Source organism: Gordonia prachuapensis (assembly GCF_036350515.1).
Lineage (GTDB): Bacteria > Actinomycetota > Actinomycetes > Mycobacteriales > Mycobacteriaceae > Gordonia > Gordonia prachuapensis.
Genome location: NZ_JAZDUE010000015.1, coordinates 19725 through 42431, shown reverse-complemented (window position 1 = coordinate 42431; position 22707 = coordinate 19725). Strand labels below are relative to the sequence as shown.

The 22707-nt window shown below is 67.3% G+C and carries 21 protein-coding genes and 1 pseudogene; 5 read left to right on the top strand and 17 right to left on the bottom strand.

The window, feature by feature from the left end; genetic code table 11:
- Window positions 1–17: 17 nt before the first annotated feature.
- From V1Y59_RS17515 to V1Y59_RS17500, 4 genes are read right to left on the bottom strand one after another with little or no spacing between them, the layout of a single operon-like run.
- Window positions 18–1244 carry a lyase family protein gene (locus V1Y59_RS17515; protein ID WP_330506223.1) on the bottom strand — a complete coding sequence of 409 codons (1227 nt, stop codon included), beginning with the start codon at window positions 1242–1244 and terminating at the stop codon, window positions 18–20.
- A complete protein-coding gene (pcaG, locus tag V1Y59_RS17510; RefSeq protein ID WP_330506222.1) occupies window positions 1241–1795 on the bottom strand; it encodes a protocatechuate 3,4-dioxygenase subunit alpha in 555 nt (184 codons plus the stop codon). Before pcaG ends, V1Y59_RS17515 begins: the two co-directional genes overlap by 4 nt.
- Window positions 1792–2628 carry a protocatechuate 3,4-dioxygenase subunit beta gene (gene pcaH / locus V1Y59_RS17505; RefSeq protein ID WP_330506221.1) on the bottom strand — a complete coding sequence of 279 codons (837 nt, stop codon included), beginning with the start codon at window positions 2626–2628 and terminating at the stop codon, window positions 1792–1794. Before pcaH ends, pcaG begins: the two co-directional genes overlap by 4 nt.
- Window positions 2613–3797: a 4-hydroxybenzoate 3-monooxygenase gene (locus V1Y59_RS17500; protein ID WP_330506220.1), complete on the bottom strand. Its 1185-nt coding sequence runs from the start codon at window positions 3795–3797 to the stop codon at window positions 2613–2615. Before V1Y59_RS17500 ends, pcaH begins: the two co-directional genes overlap by 16 nt.
- Window positions 3798–3989: 192 nt before the next feature.
- Here V1Y59_RS17500 and V1Y59_RS17495 point away from each other — a divergent pair, with 192 nt between their 5' ends.
- The 3 genes and pseudogenes from V1Y59_RS17495 (at window position 3990) to V1Y59_RS17485 (ending at window position 6974) form a co-directional block, all read left to right on the top strand.
- Window positions 3990–4868, top strand: coding sequence for a LysR family transcriptional regulator (locus tag V1Y59_RS17495; RefSeq protein ID WP_330506219.1), 879 nt, complete (start codon window positions 3990–3992; stop codon window positions 4866–4868).
- A gap of 157 nt (window positions 4869–5025) precedes the next feature.
- Window positions 5026–5934 (top strand): annotated as a pseudogene (locus V1Y59_RS17490) (alpha/beta hydrolase fold domain-containing protein).
- On the top strand, window positions 5931–6974 hold the full coding sequence (locus V1Y59_RS17485; protein WP_330506218.1) for a quercetin 2,3-dioxygenase: 1044 nt from the start codon (window positions 5931–5933) through the stop codon (window positions 6972–6974). The pseudogene V1Y59_RS17490 and the gene V1Y59_RS17485 overlap by 4 nt, the downstream one beginning before the upstream one ends.
- A 9-nt stretch (window positions 6975–6983) precedes the next feature.
- On the opposite strand, the gene V1Y59_RS17480 is transcribed toward V1Y59_RS17485, so the two are convergent.
- The 12 genes from V1Y59_RS17480 to V1Y59_RS17425 form a co-directional block, all read right to left on the bottom strand.
- Entirely contained in the window at window positions 6984–8174 is a 1191-nt protein-coding gene (locus V1Y59_RS17480) for an NAD(P)/FAD-dependent oxidoreductase (RefSeq protein WP_330506217.1), read from the bottom strand.
- Window positions 8171–9502 carry an FMN-binding glutamate synthase family protein gene (locus V1Y59_RS17475; RefSeq protein ID WP_330506216.1) on the bottom strand — a complete coding sequence of 444 codons (1332 nt, stop codon included), beginning with the start codon at window positions 9500–9502 and terminating at the stop codon, window positions 8171–8173. Before V1Y59_RS17475 ends, V1Y59_RS17480 begins: the two co-directional genes overlap by 4 nt.
- 224 nt (window positions 9503–9726) lie before the next feature.
- The gene (locus V1Y59_RS17470) at window positions 9727–10419 is read right to left on the bottom strand and encodes a GltB/FmdC/FwdC-like GXGXG domain-containing protein (RefSeq protein WP_330506215.1); all 693 of its coding nucleotides are present in this window, start codon (window positions 10417–10419) and stop codon (window positions 9727–9729) included.
- Window positions 10407–11312, bottom strand: a complete 906-nt coding sequence (locus V1Y59_RS17465) for a class II glutamine amidotransferase domain-containing protein (protein ID WP_330506214.1) — start codon at window positions 11310–11312, stop codon at window positions 10407–10409. Before V1Y59_RS17465 ends, V1Y59_RS17470 begins: the two co-directional genes overlap by 13 nt.
- 39 nt (window positions 11313–11351) lie before the next feature.
- Window positions 11352–12698 carry a type III glutamate--ammonia ligase gene (glnT, locus tag V1Y59_RS17460; RefSeq protein WP_330506213.1) on the bottom strand — a complete coding sequence of 449 codons (1347 nt, stop codon included), beginning with the start codon at window positions 12696–12698 and terminating at the stop codon, window positions 11352–11354.
- Between the two features lie 192 nt (window positions 12699–12890).
- Window positions 12891–14237: an ammonium transporter gene (locus V1Y59_RS17455; protein WP_330506212.1), complete on the bottom strand. Its 1347-nt coding sequence runs from the start codon at window positions 14235–14237 to the stop codon at window positions 12891–12893.
- A 78-nt stretch (window positions 14238–14315) separates the two neighbouring features.
- The gene (locus V1Y59_RS17450) at window positions 14316–15344 is read right to left on the bottom strand and encodes a heme-dependent oxidative N-demethylase family protein (protein WP_431309210.1); all 1029 of its coding nucleotides are present in this window, start codon (window positions 15342–15344) and stop codon (window positions 14316–14318) included.
- On the bottom strand, window positions 15341–16345 hold the full coding sequence (locus V1Y59_RS17445; protein ID WP_330506211.1) for a PDR/VanB family oxidoreductase: 1005 nt from the start codon (window positions 16343–16345) through the stop codon (window positions 15341–15343). The genes V1Y59_RS17450 and V1Y59_RS17445 overlap by 4 nt, the downstream gene beginning before the upstream one ends.
- Window positions 16342–17886, bottom strand: coding sequence for a DUF3445 domain-containing protein (locus tag V1Y59_RS17440; protein ID WP_330506210.1), 1545 nt, complete (start codon window positions 17884–17886; stop codon window positions 16342–16344). The genes V1Y59_RS17445 and V1Y59_RS17440 overlap by 4 nt, the downstream gene beginning before the upstream one ends.
- Window positions 17883–18866 (bottom strand): PDR/VanB family oxidoreductase, encoded by a 984-nt coding sequence (locus tag V1Y59_RS17435; RefSeq protein ID WP_431309218.1) that lies wholly within the window; start codon window positions 18864–18866, stop codon window positions 17883–17885. The genes V1Y59_RS17440 and V1Y59_RS17435 overlap by 4 nt, the downstream gene beginning before the upstream one ends.
- A 2-nt stretch (window positions 18867–18868) precedes the next feature.
- The gene (locus V1Y59_RS17430) at window positions 18869–19417 is read right to left on the bottom strand and encodes a dimethylamine monooxygenase subunit DmmA family protein (protein WP_330506208.1); all 549 of its coding nucleotides are present in this window, start codon (window positions 19415–19417) and stop codon (window positions 18869–18871) included.
- Between the two features lie 6 nt (window positions 19418–19423).
- Window positions 19424–19813, bottom strand: coding sequence for an ethanolamine utilization protein (locus V1Y59_RS17425; protein ID WP_330433890.1), 390 nt, complete (start codon window positions 19811–19813; stop codon window positions 19424–19426).
- A gap of 307 nt (window positions 19814–20120) precedes the next feature.
- On the opposite strand from V1Y59_RS17425, the gene V1Y59_RS17420 reads away from it, so the two are divergent.
- Together V1Y59_RS17420 and V1Y59_RS17415 are read left to right on the top strand one after the other, a co-directional pair.
- Window positions 20121–20855: a YoaK family protein gene (locus V1Y59_RS17420; protein ID WP_330506207.1), complete on the top strand. Its 735-nt coding sequence runs from the start codon at window positions 20121–20123 to the stop codon at window positions 20853–20855.
- Between the two features lie 26 nt (window positions 20856–20881).
- Window positions 20882–21748: a ribokinase gene (locus tag V1Y59_RS17415; protein WP_330506206.1), complete on the top strand. Its 867-nt coding sequence runs from the start codon at window positions 20882–20884 to the stop codon at window positions 21746–21748.
- A gap of 157 nt (window positions 21749–21905) precedes the next feature.
- Here the strand turns inward: V1Y59_RS17415 and V1Y59_RS17410 are convergent, their stop codons facing one another.
- Entirely contained in the window at window positions 21906–22682 is a 777-nt protein-coding gene (locus tag V1Y59_RS17410) for a crotonase/enoyl-CoA hydratase family protein (RefSeq protein WP_330506205.1), read from the bottom strand.
- Window positions 22683–22707: the final 25 nt, after the last annotated feature.

Sequence of the window (22707 nt, the reverse complement as noted above, 5' to 3'; positions counted from 1 at the left end):
TCGAGTCCCTTTCCTCATTACCCGTTCTTCTGCGTGGTCGCGTGCGCACGTTCGAGCTGTGCGTCGATGAATTGGTCCGCGGCGCCGAAATACTCCGATGCCGCCCGGTGTCCCGCGATCTCGGCCATCGTCGACTGCTCAGATGTCACCGCCGCGCCGGCCGACGCCAGGTTCTCGGCCATCCGTTCGGTGTGGACTCGAAGGTCGTCGAGGAGACTCGTGGTCTGATCACCCGCGACGACGGCTCGTCGCAGAAGCGTTCGGAGCGTGTCCCATTCGACGTGCCATCCGCCCGGCGTCCGTTCGTCGACGGCGTCCGCGGCGGCCAGGTGCAGGGCCGAGGCGAGCGGCGGCCCGGCGATCGCGGCACGGCGGATCAGTACCGACAGCACGGGGTTGGACTTGTGCGGCATGGTCGACGACCCCCCGCCCGCCCCTTCGGACAGCTCACCGATCTCGGTCCGGGACAGCGCCATCACGTCGTTGGCGACATGACCCCAGGCATCGGTGCACTCGACCGCGGCGTCGCCGATGCGGGTGAGCGCCGACCGCACCGAGTGCCACGGAGTGGTCGGCTCGAGGCCCAGTTCGCGTGCGGCCACGGTCGTGCATTCTGCGACCACCGCTGCGATGTCCGCGTCGGCCCCGGCGAGCTCCACGACCGCCGCCGACGTCCCGCCGGCACCACCGAGTTGCACGGGGAAGCGGAGCAGCTCGAGTCGCTCCCGGGCATCGAGCACGCCACGCAGCCACAGTGCGCTCTTCAGGCCGAATGTTGTCGGAACTGCTTGCTGGGTCAGTGTTCTCGCGACCATCGGCGAGCGACGGTGCTCGACCGCGCACCGCGTGAGGATCGTGACCTGCGAGTCGAGTGCCGACGAGATCGCCGCCACCGCGTCGGCGGCACAACACATCAGCGCGCTGTCGACGACATCCTGACTGGTGAGTCCGCGGTGCAACCAGGTCGCCGCGGGGCCGGCGCCCAGCCGCGACCTCAGGAGACGCACGAGCGGAATCACCGGGTTGCCGCCGGACTCGGCCTCGACCGCTACCGACTCGAGATCGGCATCGGTGAGGAGAGAGCGCAGGGCATCCACATCGAGTTCGGCGCCGGCGGGTGCAACGCCGGCCGCGACCAGTGCCACGCTCCACGCGGCCTCAACCCGGACCATCGCGTCGAGAAACGCAGCGTCGGTGAAGATGTCACCGGCGCGATGATCGCCTGGCCACAGCAGACCACTCATCGGCCGCCGTGATCGAGGAAGACGGTCTCGTCGGCGCCCTGCAGGTGGATGTCGAACCGGTACCCGTCGTCGTCCTTGGTCGCGATGAGGGTGTCGCGACGATCGTCGGGAACCGTCGACAGCAACCGGTCCGCGGCGAGTGCGCGCACACTCTCGGGCAGGTACGCCCGGGTGAACAACCGGTCGAGCAGGCCGCGGGCGAACACGCAGACCGCGAAGAACGGTGCCGCCCCGTCGGTCATGGCGCCGGGCGGCACGGTGGCGAAGGAGTAGTGGCCCACCCGGTCGGTCTGAACCCGTCCCCACCCGGTGAAGGTGAATCCGTCACGACGCAGCGACCCCGGTTGGCGGCTGACGTTGCCGTCGGCGTCGGGTTGCCAGATCTCGATGAGGGCATCCGGAACCGGGTCACCGTTGCCGTCGAACACCGTGCCGTGCAGTCGAATCCGCTGCGGATCTCCGGGCGCGACGAGTTCGGAGCCGCCGTCGAACGGCAGTGCGTAGTGGAAGAACGGGCCGACGGTCTGGCCCGGGGTCGGGGCGAGGGTCACTGGTCCTCCTCCATCGGGGTCTGGGCGCCGCCCGTGAGCACGATGTCCCAACGGTATCCGGTGCACCACTCGTGCTGGGTGAGATCGTGGTCGTAGGTCGCGACGAGGCGGTCGCGCGCCTGCTGGTCGACGATCGCCTGGTAGATCGGGTCGAACGCGAACAACGGGTCGCCGGGGAAGTACATCTGCGTGACCAACCGCTGCGTGAACGCCGTGCCGAACACCGAGAAATGGATGTGCGCAGGGCGCCAGGCGTTGTGGTGGTTCTTCCACGGATACGGGCCGGGCTTGACGGTGGTGAATCGGTACCAGCCGTCGTCGTCGGTGAGGCAACGCCCGACGCCGGTGAAGTTGGGGTCGATGGGCGCCGGATGCTGGTCGCGCTTGTGGATGTAGCGACCGGCCGCATTGGCCTGCCACACCTCGACGAGTTGGTTGCGGATCGGTCGGCCGTTGCCGTCGAGTACTCGTCCCGTCACGACCATCCGTTCACCGATGGGGTCGCCACCGTGCTGGATCGTCAGGTCGGCTTCGAGCGGGTCGACGTCGCGGTGCCCGAATGCCGGTGACCACAACTCGATGCCCTCGGGGTCGTTGTGCACGAAGCTCTTGGTGGGATGGCGCAGGAGACTCGACCGGTACGGGGCGTAGTCGAGTCGGGGTGCGGTCTCCGGGGCACCACCCGACGACAGGGCCGACGCGTACCGATCGCCGATCCGCGCGATCTCGTCGCTGATCTGCTGCTGTGTTCCGTGCGCGGCATCCGAGGAGATCTGACCGTGGTCGGTGAACACCTCCGACACATCGGTATCCGGGATCAGTGGTGTGGCCATCCTGTGTATCCTTCTGCGAGATAAGTGGACCCGGCTTCGGAGGCGACCAGGGTCGCCAACTCGCCGAGCTGCCGTTGTTCGTCGAAATCCGATGCGTCCGAGCTGTTGTGGAGCATCGTCGTCATCCAGTAGGAGAAGTGCTGGGCCTTCCACACCCGAGCCAGTGCCCGGTCGGTGTAGGCGTCCAGCGCGTCGTCCTCACCCTTGGTGATCGCCCGCTCGAGGACCTCGGCCAGCACCCGCACATCGGACAGTGCGAGGTTGAGCCCCTTGGCCCCGGTGGGCGGAACCGTGTGGGCGGCATCGCCGGCGAGCAGCAGGCGGCCGTGGCGCATCGGTGACTGGACGAAGCTGCGGAACGGCAGCACCGTCCGTTCCAGAACGGGGCCGTCCTTCAACCGGAATCCGTCGGCACCGGACAGCCGTGTGTGCAGCTGTTCCCAGATCCGGTCGTCGGACCAGTCGTCGGGGTTCTCTCCCGGATCACACTGGAAGTACATGCGCTGCACGGTGTCGGTGCGCTGGCTGATCAGCGCGAAACCCTGCGGCGAGCGGTTGTAGATGAGCTCGGGCGCGCTGGGCGGCGCCTGCACCATGACACCGAACCAGGCGAACGGGTACTCGCGGTAATACATGTGCGGGTCGGCGACCAGTTTGCGACAGATGCTGCGCGACCCGTCGGCGCCCACGACGAGGTCGGCGGTGATCTCGTGTCGCGCGCCGTCGGCGTCGGTGTACCGCACCGTCGGGGTGTCGAGGACATCGGTGACCTCGGTGTCGGTGATGCCGTATCGGACGTCGCCACCATCGCGGGTGCGTGCCCGGTGCAGGTCGATGAACACCTCGGTCTGCGGATAGAGCCAGCACGATGCGCCGGCCAGCTTCTGGAAGTCGATGCGGTGACTGACGCCGCCGAAGCGCAGGGCGATGCCCTCGTGCTCGTGGCCGTCGGTGAGGACCCGGTCGGACACCCCCGAATCGACGAGCAGTCGCACGCTGTCGCGTTCGAGGATGCCGGCGCGATGGGTTGTCTCGATCTGCTCGACGGTGCGGTTGTCGATGACAACACTGTCGATCCCGGCGACGTGCAGCAGGTGCGACAGCATCAGGCCGGCGGGGCCGCCGCCGACGATGGCCACCCGGGTGCGGGTATGAGCGACAGTGCTCATCAATCGTCTCCGCTTTCTGTGTGGTGATGCTCGTGTGTGGTGATGGTGCTGTGAGGTGATGCGATTGCGTTGACCGTAGGAGGTCGGGATCACAGAAGTCGATGCTCAGCTTTCACTCAGTGGAAGCGTCGGAAAAGTTGTGGCGGACCGATCTCGCGTGGATGACCCGCTGCATAGGATTGTGTCCACTCCATGGACATCACGCCCCAACAGCTTCGATGCTTCGTCGCCGTCGCCGAGAACCTGCACTTCGGCCGGGCGGCCGACTCGCTGCACCTCAGTCCGTCCACGGTCAGCGAGAACGTCGCCGCGCTCGAGCGGCGTACCGGTCGCGACCTGCTCCGACGCTCGCGATCGGTGTCCCTCACCGCGGATGGCGAGGACTTGCTGCCATTGGCCCGGCAGGCGTTGTCCGCATTGGACGCGGTGGGCGCCTGGGGTACCGCCGCCCGCTCGCGCACGACGATCCGAGTCGGATTGATGGTGTCGAGCCGCCGGTTCCGGACCGTGATGGCGCACGCCACCGCGGCGATGCCGGAAGTCACGTGGGAGATCAAGCACCTCGGGTTCGATGGCAGCCACCGCGCCCTCGCACACAACGAGGTGGACTGCGCCTTCCTCACCGAGGCCGGGGACGGTCCCGTACAACTCGATGCGGCACGCCTGTGGGACGAAGGCAGCGTCGTGGTCCTACGCGACGACCATCCGCTGGCGCGGAACGATGCCATCCGGCGAGACGACCTTGCGGGCCAGACCGTGATCACGGGCCCGACGACGGGCGCGTCGGCCGTCTGGACGCACGCACTGCTCGGCGACACCGCCGATCTGCACATCCGACCGATCGCCCAGAACTTCGACGAGATCCTCGAGTTGTGCGGGATGGGCGCGGGCATCAACATCGCCGGCGAGTCGGCAGCCGAAGCTTATGCGCGTCCGGGTCTGCGGTACGTCCCGATCACCGATCTTCCTCGGCTGACCACCTATCTCTACCGGCGAACCGACCCACCGGATCCGGGCCTTGATCGATTCGTACAGGTCATTTCCGCTGCCGCGCGCACGGTCGACGACTGATCGTTCGGTCCGACCGAACGCCGCGTTCCGGAATTCCCGATGGACGCCGGTGTGATCGGCGTCGCACCATGTCCGGGTGACATCGACCTCGACGACCCCGACCGGTGTTCGTACACGGACCGTGGCGTACGCCGACCGCGCCGCCGGTCCGCTGCTGATGGACCTGTACCTCCCGGAGGCGAACGGCCGCCCGCCGGTGGTGATGTGGCTGCACGGTGGCGGATGGTTCACCGGCGACCGCACTCTCGCACCCGATCTCGCGACCCATTTCGCCGGACGCGGGATCGCGATGGCCTCGATCGACTACCGGCTCAGTGGCGACGCGACGTTCCCTGCCCAACTGCACGATGTTCGCGCGGCAGTCCGCTTCCTGCGTTCACGTGCCGGGGAGCTCGGCGTCGACCCCACCCGGATCGGCCTGTGGGGAGCCTCCGCCGGCGGCCACCTGGCCGCGCTCGCCGGCGTGACCGGGCATATCGAACGGCTGGCCGGAGAGGCCGTGACACCGACCGATACCGGCTGCTAGGTGCAGGCCGTGGCCGCGTCGTACCCGCCGGTCGACCTCGTCGGGGACCGGGTCGTGCCGGGCGCCGCGCTCCCCGGCACCGATCCACGCACTTCGCCCGAGGCCCGGCTGATCGGCGGCCTCGCCGTCGACGTCCCCGACCTCGCACGTGCCGCGTCGCCCCACCTGCGGGTGACCCAGGCCGCGCCTGCCTTCCACATCTCACACGGCACCGGTGACGTTCTGGTGCCGCACGCACACAGCGAGTTACTGTTCGACTGCCTTGTCGCACAAGGCATACCCACCGAGCTCTACCTGCTCGACGGCTACCGGCACGGGTTCCTCAATCCGGCCGGCCGACTCGACGTCGCGATGACGAAGGTCATGGACGACGGTCGACTGGCCGCCGAGGAACCGGTGACGGCATCACTGCGTCGTTCGACCGACCCGGCAGCCACCCGACCCAGCGAGTACGGATTCGCGATCGTCGGCCGATTCTTCGAGCACCATCTGCTCTCCACACCAACCGATTCCACCACCCCAGTTCAGGAGAACCCGTGACCGTCAACGACCTCGAATCGATCCACCGACTGACGCCGGTCGTCGGCGACCTGCCCGGCGAGCAGGTCCCGTACCTGATGCCCAGCGGGGAAGGTGAGCGCCACCAGATCGGCGACCAGCTGTGGACCGTCGTCGCCCGTTCTGCCGACAGCGGAGGCGATTTTGACGCCGCATTCGTTCTCGGACCCCGTGGTTCGGGCGCCCCGTTCCACAGCGTGCCGTTCCAGCGGTCGTTCTACGTCTTCGACGGGGCCATCCAGTTCTGGCTGCCGGGTGAGAGCCAGCTGTTGGGTCCCGGGGACTCCGTCCACGTTCCCGCAGGCGTGCCCGTGGCGTACCGGTTCGCACATCACATGTCGCGGTTTCTGCTGTTCTCCGCGCCGGGCGGCGCGCTCGCCGATCTGGGTAGCTCCGATACCGCTGTGACGCAACACATCTACCGCGCCGGTCGGAGCAGTGACGCGCCCGGCATCCCGGCCGGGTGGGCGGTACACGATCTACCACTCCACGACGCGTCGGACACCTGGGACGACACGCTGCCCACCGACACCCGGCCCTACGTCCAACGGGCCCACACCGGGGATCATCGGGCCTGGCCCGACGCCGTCAACACGTTCTCGGCGCGCGCCGCGAACACCGATCGTCGGTACTTCTCGGTGACGACCCTCGGGAACCGGCAACCCTACATCCCACAGCACTTCCATCAGCTGCACACCGAGAACTTCTTCTGCCTGTCCGGCCGTATCTGGTTGTGGGTCAACGGCACCGAGGTGCTCCTCACTCCCGGTGACTTCGTCCACGCACCGCCCGGCACCATCCACAGCTACGCGCTGGGCGCCCACAACACCCGGATGCTGGGCGTGCTGACCACCGACGTGTTCGAGCCGTTCTTCGACCGAACCGGCGTGCCCACCGCCGACAACGTGTACACCGAGGGGCTCGTCGACCCGGCATCGCTGATGGCAAAGCTCGGTCAGATCTCCGATCTCGACGTCACCATGGTCGGGCCGCCGCCGGTGAGTGCGTACAGCCACCTGTGAAGCGGCGGCTCAACGCATCTCTCCCGCACCCACATAGGGGAAGCGAGTCGTGAGGAGGTCGCCCTCTGCGAATCGGGACAGCCGGAAGTCCGTCTCGGGGATGCGGGGGTCGGTGCTGTGCCCGTCGATCGCGAGATCCGCGACGAGCCGCCCGACCGCCGGCGATATCTTGAACCCGTGGCCACTGAACCCGGCCGCGATGATCAGGCCCTCGAGCGGGCCGGCCGAGATGATCGGATTCCAGTCGGGGGTAACGTCGTAACAGCCCGCGTAGGTGCTGGTGATGGCCGGGTCGCCGAAACCCGGGAACCGGGTGCCGACCTTGTCGACGGTCAGTTCGAGAAACGCCTCGTTCGCACGGTTGAGGTAGTTGTCCGGGTCGGCGAGCTCCAGCTCGGCGAGATCGCTGTTGCCGAAGAGTATTTCGCCGCGGACGTCGGGCCGCACGTATTGCAGTGAGACTAGGTCGGAGAACACCGGGACGTCACCGAGGGCGGTGCCCGGGTCGATCATGACGATCTGCTCACGGTGCACCCGGATCGGTACCTCGATGCCATGTGCGGCGAGGAACGGTTTGGTCCACACACCGGTGGCGACGACGACGGTGTCGGCGGAGATCGTCGACCCGTCGGCCAACCGCACCCCGGTGACCTTGTCGCCGTCGACGACGAGTTCCTGCACCGTGGTCGACTGCCGGACGCGTACCCCGTCGGCCCGTGCCGACGCGGCGAACGCCTGCGCGGTCTGGTACGCGTCGCCGTAGCCGCCTCGTTCCTCCCAGCCGAATGCGGCGAACGGTTCGAGATCGGCCGTGGGCCACAACTCGGCGACGTCGGACGGCGCGATCTCTTCGGTCTGCACCCCTACCTCGCGCTGCGCCGCGAGGCTGCGGCGCAGGTTGTCGACGTTGGGTTCGCCGACGCCTACGACGTAGCCGGTCTGGCGGAATCCGATGTCGGTGCCGAAGATCTCGTCGGCTTTCTCGAACACCTCCAGCCCGACCGCCGCCATCGCAGCCAGCGAGCCGACCCCGTAGTGGCAGCGGATGATGCCCGACGACTTGCCGGTCATCCCGGCCCCCACGGTGTCGCGTTCACACACGACGACGTCGGTGATCCCGCGCTGCGCCAACGCCCAGGCGGTGGCCGCGCCCTCGAGTCCACCGCCGATGATGACGATCGACGCGGTCTGGTCGCTCACAGCCCCGCCCCCGGAATCCACGACGTGCCGGCCAGCGGGACGCGTGCCATCGCGGAGGCCTCGATGGTGACGGCCACCAGGTCCTCGGGCTCGAGGTGTTGCAGGTGGGCCTTGCCGCAGGCACGCGCGATCGTCTGTGCCTCCATGGTCATGACGCGGAGGTAGTTGGCGAGGCGTCGCCCGCCGGCGATCGGGTCGAAGCGCGCCGACAGCTCCGGGTCCTGGGTGGTGATGCCCGCCGGGTCCTTGCCGTCCTGGAAGTCGTCGTAGTAGCCGGCGGCCGAACCAAGCTTCGCGTATTCCTCGGCGTAGCGGGGGTCGTTGTCTCCCAAGGCGATCAGTGCTGCTGTCCCGATGGCGACCGCGTCGGCGCCGAGCGCCATTGCCTTGGCGACGTCGGCGCCGTTGCGGATACCGCCCGAGACGATCAGCTGGACCTCCCTGTGCACTCCGAGTTCCTGCAACGCCTGCACGGCCTGCGGGATTGCAGCCAGGGTCGGGATGCCGACATGTTCGATGAACACGTCCTGGGTGGCGGCGGTGCCGCCCTGCATCCCGTCGACCACCACGACGTCGGCACCGGAGTGCACGGCGAGCTTCACGTCGTAGTAGGTGCGGGTGGCGCCGACCTTGACGTAGATCGGCTTCTCCCAGTCGGTGATCTCGCGCAGTTCGTTGATCTTGATCGCGAGGTCGTCGGGGCCGGTCCAGTCGGGGTGCCGGCAGGCGCTGCGCTGGTCGATGCCCTCGGGAAGTGTCCGCATGGCAGCGACCCGCTCGGAGATCTTCTGCCCCAACAGCATTCCGCCACCTCCGGGCTTGGCGCCCTGTCCGAGGACGATCTCGATGGCGTCGGCTTTGCGGAGGTCGTCGGGGTTCATGCCGTAGCGCGACGGCAGGTACTGGTACACCAGGTTCTTCGACTGGCCCCGCTCCTCGGGGGTCATGCCGCCGTCGCCCGTCGTGGTGGAGGTTCCGACCTCCGATGCACCGCGACCGAGGGCCTCTTTCGCACCGGCCGAGAGCGCACCGAAGCTCATGCCGGCGATGGTGACCGGGGTGTCGAGATGCAACGGGTACTTGGCGTTCCGGGTGCCGAGGACCACATCGGTGTCGCAGCGCTCGCGGTAACCCTCGAGCGGATACCGCGACATGGATGCGCCGAGGAAGAGCAGATCGTCGAAGTGTGGCAGCTTGCGTTTGGCGCCCCATCCGCGGATGTCGTAGACGCCGGTGTCAGCGGCGCGCTGGATGGCGGCGATGGTGGTGCGGTCGAAGGTCGCGGACTCGCGGAGTCCGCGCTGTTCGACGCTGAGGTTGTCGGTCATGGTGTCTCTCCGTGGTGATGGGGTGTGGCAACGTATCTGCCCCGCGTGCGCTACTCGATCAGCGGACAGTCTCCGCTGGTTGAGTAGCGACGAGCGAGCTTGCGAGCCCGACGCGTATCGAAACCTTGGTGCGCTACTCGATCAGCGGAAAGTCTCCGCCGGTTGAGTAGCGACGAGCGAGCTTGCGAGCCCGACGCGTATCGAAACCTTGGTGCGGACGGGAGTCAGTACGCAGACGAGTTGTCCGAGTGGAAGTGGTACAGCTCGCGCGCCGAGCCATAGCGGGTGTACTCGGCGGGGTCGTCGTCCTTGAAACCGGCAGCCTTCAGCAGACCGGCGAGTTCGTCGAGATGCTCGGCGCGCATCGGCTTCGCGACACAGTCGGCACCCAGCGAGCCCACCGAACCCCGTACGTAGAGCCGGGTCTCGTAGATCGAGTCGCCGAGACCGTGACCGGCGTCGCCGCGCACCACCATCCGGCCGGCCTGCGCCATGAACGCACTGTTGTGGCCGACATTGCCGCCGACCACGATGTCGACGCCCTTCATCGAGATGCCGCACCGGGCGGCCGCATCGCCCTCGACGACGAGCAGCCCCCCGTGGGCGGTCGCGCCCGCCGACTGGGATGCGTTCCCTTTGACCACCACGGTGCCGCTCATCATGTTCTCGGCGACGCCGGTGCCGGCATTGCCGTTGACGATGATCTCGGCCTGTTGGTTCATGCCTGCGGCGTAGTAACCCACATGACCGTTGATGGTGATCTTCACCGGCGCATTGACGCCGGCGGCGACACTGTGAGCACCGGACGGGTGATCGATGACGACCTCGCCGGAGATGTCGCCGTGTAGGGCGGCGTTCACCTCGCGCAGCGTCATGGTGGCGAGATCGAATGTGTGACTGGGGTTCAGCGTGTCCATGCGTAGACCACCTCCGGCTCGGGTTCCCAGATTCGTGCGTTCTCGACGCCGGGCAGGTTGGCCAGCGCACGGTACTCGCTGGCCATGGCGACCCAGTCGTCGGTTTCGGCGATGACCGCCGGTTTACAGGCGATGGCGTCGCGTACCACGGCGAAGCTGTCGTGGTTGGACACCAGCAGGGTGTAGAAGCCGTCGAAGGTGGCGCACACCTCCTTGAGTGCTGTCTCCACGTCCTTGCCCTGAGCCAGCTGATGCGCCACGAACCGCGCGCCGACCTCGGTGTCGTTCTCGCTGTCGAATTCGATTCCGGTGGCCCGTAGTTCACGCCGGATGGTGGCGTGGTTGGAGAACGATCCGTTGTGCACGAGGCATTGTTCCGGACCGACGGCATAGGGGTGAGCACCGGACGGGGTGACCGCCGACTCGGTGGCCATGCGGGTGTGGCCGACGCCCTGCCATCCACTGGCGCCGCGGAGTCCCCACGACTGCACCAGATCTCGCGGCGCTCCCACACCCTTCAGGACGGTGAGGTCGGCGCCGAAGCCGGCGACGAGCGCGTCCGGGAGGGCTGTGCGGGCGGCGGCGAGGAGTTCCTCGGATCCGATGGGCGCGGAGAGCACCAGCGTGTCGGCCACCAACTGAGCACCGACATCCACACCGGCGATCTCGGCGACCCGCGATGCGGCGGTATCGGTGTCGCCGATACGCACGCCGGTTTCGAGCAGCGAGACGCAGCCCTGTCCGGGCGGTGACCAGGTGTCGTCGCCGTAGATGGCGATGCCGGCCGAGTCTGCGCCGCGGTCCTGCATCTCGCCCAGCATGTCACTGAGGAGTTCCCCGAGTCGGGGATGGAGTTCGGGGTTGCGCAGATGCAACCCGACGATTCCGCACATTGTTGTTGTGGTCCTTTCCACGCGCGAACTGCGGTGCTGTCAGAAGGCGGTGAGGTAGTTGTCGATCTCCCACGGCGAGACCGCGGAGTGCCAGGCGAAGAACTCTTCTCGCTTGAGCCGGGAGAAGTATTCCGAGACGGCTGTTTCCCGATCGGACCAGTCGTCCGGGATGGCGGCGTTCAGCGTGCCGGTGACGACCGGGTCGGCCTCGAGTGACTCCACCGCGTGCAGCAGGGTGAGCGGCAGCGACTCGATGTGCTGCGGGCAGCCGCCGAGATCTCCGGGGTCCAGGCTGCGCTTGATCCCGTCGAGTCCGGCGCCGAGCGCGGCCGCGATCGCCAGGTAGGGGTTGGCCGAGCCGTCGCCGCCCCGCAGTTCGACGCGCTGATCGTCGGGCACGCGCACGTAGTGGGTGCGGTCGTTGCCGCCGTATGTGGGCCGACGCGGCGCCCACGACGCACCCGATCGGGTCGCCGTGGCGCCGGTTCGCTTGTAGGAGTTCACCGTCGGGGCCATCACCGCCTGCAGAGCGCAGGCATGCTCCAGGACGCCACCGACGAATCCATAGGCGGTCGGCGACAGACCGAGACCACGCTCGTCCTCGCTGCCCGCGCCGGGAAACACCGGGGCGCCTGCAGAGGTCAGCGAGAGATGCAGATGAAGTCCCGAGCCGGTGCGCTCGGCGAACGGCTTGGGCATGAACGTGGCCACCATGCCGCGCTCGGCAGCGATGGTGGACAGCAGGTACCGCAGCGTGATCACCCGGTCGGCGGTGGTGAGCGCCTCGGCGTACTTGAAGTTCTGCTCGAACTGGCCGTTGCCGTCCTCGTGGTCGTTGGCGTAGTTGCTCCAGCCGAGCTGGTTCATCGCGGTGGAGACCGCGGTGAGGTGGTCGTACATGCGGGTCAGTCCGCGGACGTCGTAGCACGGCTGGTCGGAGTCGTCGGCGTCGTCGGCGGTGACCAGCGTCCCATCCGCGGCGCGCTTGAGCAGGAAGTACTCGACCTCCGCGCCGACCCATGGTTCGAAACCGGCGTCGGCGGCTTGGGCCACGAGGGACTTGAGGATGTTCCGCGGCGCGTAGGGCCACGGCGTGCCCTCGACGTGGGGATCGCAGTGGACGATCGCGAGCCCCTCCTTGATGAACGGGATGGGAGTGAAGGAAGCCGGATCGGGGATTGCCATCAGGTCCGGGTCCTTGGGCTCCTGACCGATGGCACCAACCGCGTAGCCGGCGAAACCGACACCCTCGGTGGCCAATTCATCGACGGCCTCGACCGGGACGAGCTTTGCGCACGGCTTGCCCCGGAGGTCGACGAACAGCGCCAGGATGAACTTCGTCCCGGTGGCCGCACAGAGGTCGGCGAGTTCGTTGTGGTCGGTCATGGTGATTCTCCAGTGGGTGTGGTCACGAACAGTATGTCTGCCTTTATGAAACTCTGTCTACTTTGAGTAGACACTCGCTGTATTTCGGTGTCGTTACGTAACCGTGAGGGCTACGTGTCGGCAGAGCTCCCGACACGAAATCGGGGGCCCACCGTCATACGGTGAGCCCCCGATGGCCGTTCGTCGCCGTGCCTAGTGGGTTGGAGCCGGTTCCGTGGTCGCGGACTGCGTGGTGCTCGTCCTGGGCAACGCGGTGTTCGACAGGCCCGGCACATGCCCCACCCCGGCGGCCGGGATCTCGTATGCCGACTCGGCGTGGATGGTGGTGTCGAGGCCGGCGATCTCGGTCTCCTCGTCGACACGCATGCCCATGACCTTGTCGATCCCCTTCGCGATCAACCAGGTCATGACGAACGACCAGGTGCAGGTGATGACGATGCCCGCCAGTTCGCGCCAGACGATGTCGATCGGCCCGCCGAACAGGATGCCCTGGACTCCGGCCGGCGCCGACTCGGCGGCGAACAGCACGATGCACAGGGTGCCGATCATTCCGCCGACCCCGTGGACGGCGAACGCATCGAGGGTGTCGTCGACCTTGAGGCGCGACTTGAAGCTGAGGAGGAACGCGACCGCGGCCGACGCGAACAGGCCGACGAGGAGGGCACCCAGTGGGGTCATCGAGCTCGCCGCAGGTGTGATACCGACCAGTCCGGCAACCGAACCCGTGATGAGGCCGAGGGAGGTCGCATGACCTTCTCGCCAGCGTTCGATCGCGCAGAAGCCGATCATGCCCGTACAGCCGGCGAGGAGCGTGTTCAGGATGACCACCTGGGTCAGGAAGCTGGCGCCGAGCGCGCAGCTGCCGTTGAAACCGAACCAGCCGAACCAGAGGATGCCGCCGCCGAGCAGCGTCATCGGCACGTTGTGCGGGCGCTCCATCCGGCGCCGGCGGGCACCGAGGACCAGGGCCAGTGCCAACGCCGCGACTCCCGCGTTCATGTGCACGGCTGTGCCGCCGGCGTAGTCGACGATCTCCAGGTCGTTGAGCATGAAGCCACCGCTGAAACCGTCACCGTCGGCGGCGAAGATCCAGTGCGCGATCGGGAAATACACGACGGTGAGCCAGATGGGCGCGAAGACCAGCCACGCGGAGAACTTCATTCGCCCCGCGGCACCGCTGGCGACGATGGCGATGGTGATCGCCGCGAACAGGATGAACCACGCTGCGAAGTACAGTGTTTGGGTCGAGCCCGAGCCGTCGTCGGTCATCCAGTTCGTCAACCCCAGATAGTCCATCGGGTTGCCGATGATGCCCCAGTCGTTGATCGACGGCCCGGAGACGAGCCCGTGCCCGACGAGGACGTAGAGCACGGCGGTGATGCCGAGCGTGGACAACACCATGGTCATCGTGTTCAGCACGTTCTTGGATCCGACCATGCCGCCGTAGAAGAAGGCGAGGCCGGGAAACATCAGTAGCACGAAGACGAAGGCCGCGAGCATCCACGCCAGGTCGGCGTTGGCGGCGAGAATCGGTTCCATTCAGAGAATCCTCGGGTTGGGTTGGTGGACTTGCAAATCGGGGAAATGAGATGAGGCGGACGTCACTCGCCGCGGATGTCACTCGGAGCGCAGGTAGCCCACGACGTCGTCCCGGTAGCCGAGGAAACCCTTGTACTCGGCGATCGGTTCGCTCAGGCTCTCGATGACGGTGGCCAACTGCTCCGCCCATGCCGGAATCCGTTTGACCTCCTCGAGTGAGGCCATGAAGGTGCGGATGTTGAAGGTGACCGCACCGGTCATCGGAAGCCGGATGAAGTGTTCGAGTTCGATGCGCAGACGCGCACGCCCGAACGCCCTGTCCCGCACCATCTGCGGTATGTCGCCGGACCATTCCGGCAGCTCCTCCAGACTCACGTCCAACTTCGGTGAGTCCGATGCGGACAGAGTCCAGTTCAGGCGACGGTAGACCTGGTCGGCAGGCAGGCGGCGCAGGAACTGTTCGGCGCGGGCCACGATACCCTGGCGGGTCAATCCTGGTACCGGGGCGTGGATCTCGTACATGTCCATACCGACGTCGAAGGACACCGACCACGCCGCGGCGAAGGTCACCGCACCGGCATCGAAGTAGAGGTGGCCGTCGCGTTCGATCACCAGGAGCAGGTCGTCGGGCACCTCCCGGGCCAGGAACTCCAACGGACCGCCCGGCAGGGATGCCTCGTCGCCGAGCACGAAGTATTGGTCGGTCCCCAGAAGGTCGTTGCGCCAATGGAATCGATGATCGGGATGCTCGGCCAGATGCATCACCGACGGATAGCTCAGGGACAGATCACGCAGGTAGTAGAGCAACAGGTCCCAGCAGGCCGGTTCCATGCCCGGACGTACCTTGACGCGGTGCGGGTCGGCGTCGAGGATGCGGCGACGCTCGGCCATGATCGCCGGATACTCCGCACCACCGAGGTCGACGACATGTCGACCCCACTCGCCGCCACGCGTTGCGCGGGGCACCCGGGCGGGTTCCACATTGACGCTGTACCGGAACTGCTCGAGGTCGTCCGGGAACGGCCACGGCAGGTTCGCCAGATGGTCCACGCCGTCGACAACCACATCTGCAGCGGCGGTTTCGGAGTTCTCCGACGCGATCGTCACAGGTCCACCTCGATGCCCTGCCCGCGGGAGACACAACACAGCATGCTGTCGGCGGCGACTCGTTCCTCGTCGGTCAGCACGAAGTCACGATGCTCGATGACGCCGGACCGGACGCCGATCCGGCATTCCCCACACACGCCTTGCCGGCACAGGCTCGGCACCGGCACGCCGTGATCGAGCAGCCCTTGCAGGAGGGACACGCCGGCGGGGATGTCGATTCGGACGCCGGTCGAGCGCACGGTCGCGGTGAACGGATCGCCGGGGTCCTGTTCGGGCGCGGCGAAGCGTTCGAGGTGGACTCGGGACGTTGGCCACCCTGCGGCAGCAGCGAGTTCGAGGTAGGCCGCCAACATCGGCGCCGGACCGCAGGCGTAGGCGTGGGTGCCGAGCGGCTGGTGGGCCAATCGCTCGGCAAGCAGCCAACGGGTGTCGTCGGCGCCGGACACCTCGTACAGAGTGATGTCGGGATGGGCGGCCAGGTCTCGCAGTTCATCGAGGTGGGCGCCACCGGCCCGGCGGTAGGAGTAGATCACCTCGGCCGAGGTGCCGCGCCGCAGCGCCGAGCGCAGGTGCGACAGGACCGGGGTGATCCCGATCCCGCCGGCGACGAGCAGTGCGTGACGCTGATTCCAGATGGGCGCGAACATCGACCGCGGACCTTCGACGTCGAGCACCGTACCCTCGGACACGTTGCGGTGCAGCCAGTCCGAGCCACCACGGTCCGTCTCGTCGTTACCGCTCCGGCGCAGCACCGAAATGCCGTAACTCGTGGGCAGGAAGCCGTCGTCGACCAGGGAGTAGGCGTTGCGGTGGGCGCCGGCTGTGACGATGAGGTGACTGCCCGGCACGAACGGTGTCAGCGGCGCCCCGTCGGCCGGGACCAACCGAAAGTGGCTGATGGCATCGGTGAGTCGGGTGATGGCCACCACTCGCATGGGTCGGGTCGAGGTGGTGTAGCCGGGGTGCGGGTGACCGGTCGGCGCCTCGGCGGCGACCGTCATGAAACGGCTCCGGACTCGGCCGAGGAGGCGAGGAATCCGCCGCGGACGGCGGAGTGGTGTTCGTGGATCTCCAGAGTGCGCGCACATCCGGGACATGCGGCGGTCTCGCCGGGCGCGCCGACGACGCGGAAGGTGTCCCGGCACTGCGCGCAGTAGACGGGCAGGTCACGGGTGTGCACGACGAAAGCGGACAGTTCCGCTGCCACCGCACCGGATTCGCGGGCCACCGCCAATGCGGTCAGCACGTCGTACTGTCCCCCGACCACGTGGATGCGCACACCGGTGGTCGCCTGGTCCAACGCGGACTGCAGGACGGCGCGATCGGCGTCGTCGGTCAGTGCGTCGAGGACCACGAGTCGGGTGGGGCCGATCTCTTCGGCCGCACCGACCCAGCCGCCGGCCACCTCGCCGATCGTCGGGTCGTCGCCGATCGACACGATCAGAAATGATGCGGCGCCCGGATCGATGGGGTCGGGTTCGACGGGCCACTGCGGCAGACCCTCGCCGGGTCGTTCATCGATGTCGGGGGCCGCCGGAGCCGGCCGCGCAGCGCGTAACCATTCCGCAGTACGACTGCGGTATTTGATGATTCCCTTGTAGTCGGCCATGTCGTCGGGGAGCTCGGCGACGACCTCGGCGGTGCGCAGCCGCCATGGTTCGACGGCGGCAAGGGTTTCCAGCGGCAGCATGTAGGTGCGGATGAGGAACATCACCGCGCCGGAGTCGGGCAACCGGATGAGGTGCTGCACCTCCACCCGCAGGTGGACGAGTCGGCCGAAGGTCTCGTCGTCGACCTGCTGGATCATCTCCCGGTCCGGTCCCCACTCCGGGTAACGCTCGGTGGAGACGTCGAGGCGGCGTCCGATCGTCAGGGTCCAGTTGGTGCGACGATACGGTCGATGCGGCTGAAGGCGTTTGATGAACTCGTGGGCTCGGGTGATGACCCCTTCCTTGCGCACCCGCGGCACCGGACCGTGGATCTCCAGGAAGGCCATACCCACGTCGAATCCGAAGCTCCAGTCCGCGGCGAAAGTGACCACCCCGGCGTCGGCGAAGAGTTGGCCGTCGCGCTGGTCGAGGAGGACGACGTCTTCTTGGATCTGTCCGCAGATGTAGCTCAGCGGGTCGCTCGGAAGCGTGGTGTCGTCGCCATAGGAGAAGGTGTCGGCGATCCCGAGCTTGTGGTTCTCCCACTGCCAGTGGTCGCCTGCGGTGCGGAGGGCGAACTCGTCCGGGTACGCGGTCGCCAACTCACGCATGATGGTGACCATCGCGTCCCACGCGGCCGGGCGCATATGGGGCAGCATGGCCGAACGCGAGGGATCGACCGCTAGAATTGCGGCGCGTTCGTCGATCTCGGTCTGGTACTCCGAGTCGACGTCGATGACGACATCGCCCCACTGCCCGGCGGCGGTGGTCACGGTGTGGTCGGCCGGCTCGACGTTGGTGCTGTAGCGGTAGTGGTCATCGACGAACGGGAACGGGAAACCCGTCACCAGAGCGGAATCGGCGGTGGGCGACTCGGTCGGCGCGGTGGTCACAGTGGTACCTCCAGAATGGTGCCTTCGGCGGCGCGGGAGACGCACGGCATGAATGCGTCCCCGGCGCTCTTCTCCGCATCGGTCAGGTACAGATCTCGGTGTAGTGCGGCGCCCCCCGACAGCGGCAGGCGGCATTCGCCGCACACCCCCTGCCGACAGCGATTGGGGATGTCACGACCGGTGGCCTCGAGCGCCTCGAGAACCGAGGTGCCGGAGGGAATGTCGATGGTGGTGTCGGACTCGGTGAGGTGCACGGTGAACGGGTCGCCCGCGTCGAGCGCGTCGGTGCCGAAGCGTTCGAAGTGGATCCGCGACGCCGGCCAGCCGAGTCCGGCCGCGGTGTCGACGACGTGGTCGATCATCCCCGCCGGCCCGCACACGTACAGGTGTGTCCCGATCGGCTGATCGATCAGGGTCTCGGCGAGTCGCTCGACGAAGGCCGGCTGATCGGTGAACAGCTCCGCACGCGAACCGGCCAGTGCGACGATGTCGTCGACGTGCGCAGCCCGGCCTTCGCGAAACGAGTACAGCACCTGGACATCACGTCCCCATCGTCGCGCGGCACGCAGATGCGACAGGATCGGGGTGATCCCGATGCCACCGGCGATGAGCAGATGTTTGGCGGCGCGCGCCTCGGGTGCGAAGGCACTGCGCGGGATCTCGACATCGACCACGTCGCCCACCTCCACCGCATCGTGCATCCAGCGTGATCCGCCCAGACCGTCGTGCAGACGCAGCACCGAGATCGAGTAGTGCCTCGGCGCCACTCCGTCGCCGGTGAGGCTGTAGGCGTTGGTGCGTTCGCCCGCGGTGATGACGAGGTGGCTGCCCGCGACGAAGCCGGGAAGCTCGGCCCCATCGGGGTCGGCGAAGGTGAAGCTCCGAATACCCGGTGCCGCATCCTCGATGGCGCTGACCACGAGGCGCAGCGTCGACGATTCGGTACGCGTGGTACCGGCCGACGCTCCGGAGATGGCGATGGTCACTGCGTCACTCCTTGTGCAGCCGAAGCGGTCTCGGCGTCGACCATGAAACCGAGGTAGTGCCCGGACCGGCGTGAGACGTGGTGGTAGATCAGCAGGTGGCGGCCGCATCCCGCACAGTCGACGATGTCGTCGACGCCGAGGTCGGTGCGGGTCAGCGCCGTGCAATGCGAACAGAACACCTCGATCGCATCGACGCCGACGACGGTCACGCCGATCTCGTCATCCATGAGACCGGCGCTGGTGGCGACTCCGCGTAGTGCGAGCGCCGCGCCGCGCGGGGCGAGGATCACCACCCGCACCCCGACCCGCGACCGGACCAGTTCGTGACGCAGCGTGGCTGCCGCCTGGTCGACGTCTTCGAATGTCAGTGCACAACAGAGGTTGTCGCTACCGACAGTCGTGGCCCAGCGCTGCACGGGTTCGGTCGCGGCCGGACCCACGCCGATGATGATGTACGAACGACCCGAGAGGTCGAACGGCACATCATCGATCGGTGCGGCGGGCCGAGCCCAGGCCGGGATGCTGGAGTAGGCGATCTGCGACATGGAACCTCAGAGCAGGTCGGCGTCGCGGTGGCCGGCGTAAAAGGCCAGCGCGTAACTCGGGGTGCTGAAGTAGATCTTGGAGCCTTTCGGAAAGAAGATGGCGTCCTTGGCCTTCGCGACCTGGGTCTGTCCCGTCTCCTTGTTCTCCAACAGGAACTCGCCCTCGAGGACGACCTTCATCTCGTCGTATTCGTACTCGTAGTAGAGCGGTTCGTCGGTGTGGCGCAGTTCGAAGTATCCCGAGCACATGACGCTGCCCTGCGGGTTCTCGTAGACGTCGCCGATGAACCCCTGGGTGCCGGGATACTCCGACTCGGGCATCTTGGGCAGGTTCTGCCACGCGTCGCTGGTCACCAGGAACGGTGCCGCGGTGGTCTCGGTGCTGTCGACGCTCATAGGTCCTCCTCGATCGATGTTTCCGACCACCAACGCGCATGGCTAACATCAGTGGACTTTGTTCGATCTCATGAAACCCAGCACGTGTTACGCGACGATGACAGGTCCGTTTAGTGATGTAAAACATCGTCCACCCCCGGTGGACCGGCGATTGTCGAATGTGTGACACGACTTCTGCGTGGACAGTCTGTGGGCGGTTTCACGTGGCGCGGGTGGCGCCCTTCGGGTGGGCTGGAGATTGCCCGACGAGTTCGATTGTCGGCGAAGGCCAGACGCTCGACCACCGACCACGACTGGAGTCGACGAGATGACCACCACCCACGCGCCGCCCCCGTCGCAGACGCGCAAGGAACTCCTGGGCCCCTTCTACGACAGCCGCGAGATGATCCTGGCCGCGGTACTCGCGGCGCTGGCCGGAGCGACCGGCGCGGCCGCATGGCTGTACTCCTCGGGCTGGTACGTCACCTTCATGACGGGCAACACCGAGCGCCTGGTTCTCGAGCACATCAAGGGCGCACACGCGCTGGGGCTGACCGCACTGGTGACCGTGCTCGTCTTCGTCCTCGGCGTGATCGTCGCGACCCTCGCCAGGGTTCACCTCTGGCGCAAGGCACGCCACGGTGCGACGGTGCTGACCGCGGGTTCGACCGTCGCGGCGTCTGCATGGGACGGATCGTTCAACTCGGCGAGTCAGGAGTTCGGCGTCGGCCCCGTCCTGTGTCTCGCCTTCGGACTCGGCGCCCTCAACACCTCCATCAGCCGCAAGGGCGAAGTGGTCATGCCGTTGTCGTACGTGACCGGAACCCTGGTCAAGATCGGCCAGGGTGTGGGGCTGCACATTGCCGGCAAGAAGCGATGGGGGTGGGTCGCCCACGCGAGCACGTACGCGGGTTTCGTCGCCGGAGCGGGCGTCGGTGGCCTGCTGTTCAACGCCTTCAACGTGCAGAACTCGCTGCGGACTCTCGCCGTTGTCGCTGTCGCGATCGCCGCGCTCACCTGGCGCCTGGATCATCCCAAGTTCCTCAAACGAGACCTCCACTGAGAACGCCACCGCATACCCTCCCAGGCATGGACACCTCGTCGGTCGACGTCGCCGTCGTCGGCACGCTCAACATGGATGTCATCGTGCAGGTCACGCGGATGCCGGAAGTCGGTGAAACGGTTCTGGGACAATCGGTGTCGGAGCGTCCCGGCGGCAAAGGCGCCAATCAGGCACTGGCGGCTGCCGGTCTCGCGTCGACGATGCTCGTCGGTGTGGTCGGCCGCGACGACGCCGGGGACCGACTCCTCGCCGTGCAGGACGCCGGCGGGGTGGACACCGTGTACGTGTCCCGGGTGGACGAAGCCAGCGGTCAGGCGATCATCGAGGTCGACGATGCCGGCGACAACCGGATCGTCGTACTCGTCGGGGCCAACGCGAACCTGTCGACGGCCCATGTCGAGCACGCGCTCGCTGCCGCGCTGCCGAGAGTTGTTCTCACCCAACTCGAATCGCCATCCGAGGTGACAGCGGCGGTCGCCGCCTGGTGTGCGCGACGCTCTCGTCGTCTCCTACTCAACCCCAGCCCCGTCGCCGAGCTGCCCGAGACGGTCCTGGCCGCCGCGGACCCATTGGTGGTGAACGAGCACGAGGCACGGTTCTATGCGTCGGATGACAGCGACGACCCCGTCGCCGTGGCACATGCGCTACTAGAGGTCGCCACGTCCGCGGTGATCACCCTCGGAGCCGACGGCGTCGTCGTGGCCGCCGACGGCGCGGTTACGCTCATCGACGTGGATCGGGTCCGCGCCGTTGACACCACCGGAGCAGGCGATGTCTTCGCCGGCGTACTGGCCGCGCATCTCGCCCACGACACGGGTCTCGTCGAGGCCGCCGAACAGGCCGCCGCGGCTGCGACCGCCCACGTCGCACGCCGCCCTCCGACGGTCGAGTAGTCCGAGGCGCCCACTTTTTTCGCTGGTCGAGTAGTCCGAGGCGCTAGCCGAGGACGTATCGAGACCTCCGCAGGCTCGGGGGTCTCGATACACCCTCGGCTAGCGCCTCGGGCTACTCGACCAGCGAGGGGAAAGACTCGACCAGTGAGACGGAGACTCAGCGCTTGGCCCAGCGCGCCACCCGCTCCTTGTGCTCTGACGTCTGGTGGGCCAGGGGTTGCATGGCCGCCGCGAGGTTGAGCACCGAGTCCAGCGAACCGCTGCGCGACTCGGTCAGCAGCCGCTTGGCCATCCGCAGTGCGTGGGGCGGGTTCTTGGCGATCCGGGCCGCCAGTGCCTTGGCCTCGTCGAGGAGCACGTCGTCGGGGACGACCCGGCTCACCAACCCCCACTCGAGTGCGGTCGCGGCGTCGACGCGGTCGCCGGTGAAGGTCATCTCCGCGGCCCGTTCGTAACCGATGGCGCGCTGCAGGAACCACGACCCGCCGTCCCCGGGGATCAGCCCGACCTGGACGAAACTCTCGGCGAAGAACGATGATTCGGCGGCCACGCGCAGGTCGCACATCATCGCGAGGTCACAGCCGGCGCCGACCGCGGCCCCGTTGACCGCGGCGATCACCGGGACCTCGCACCGTTGCAGGGCTCGTGGAATCCGTTGGATGCCATCGGCGTAGCCGTGGCGCTGGTCGACGGCGTCCAGCCCGAACAGACCCTGCCGATCGGCCATCTCCCGCACATTGCCGCCGGCGGAGAAGATGTGTCCCGCACCGGTGAGGATCACGGCTCGCACGGCGTTGTCGGCGTTCGTGTCGTCCACCGCACGCTCGAACGCGGCGATCACGTCGGTCCCGGTGATGGCGTTGCCGACATCCGGGAGGTTGATGGTCCAGACGGCCACACCGTCGGAGATGTCGATGTCGAGGGGTTCCTGCACGTCGTGGGCCTTTCCGCGTCGAATG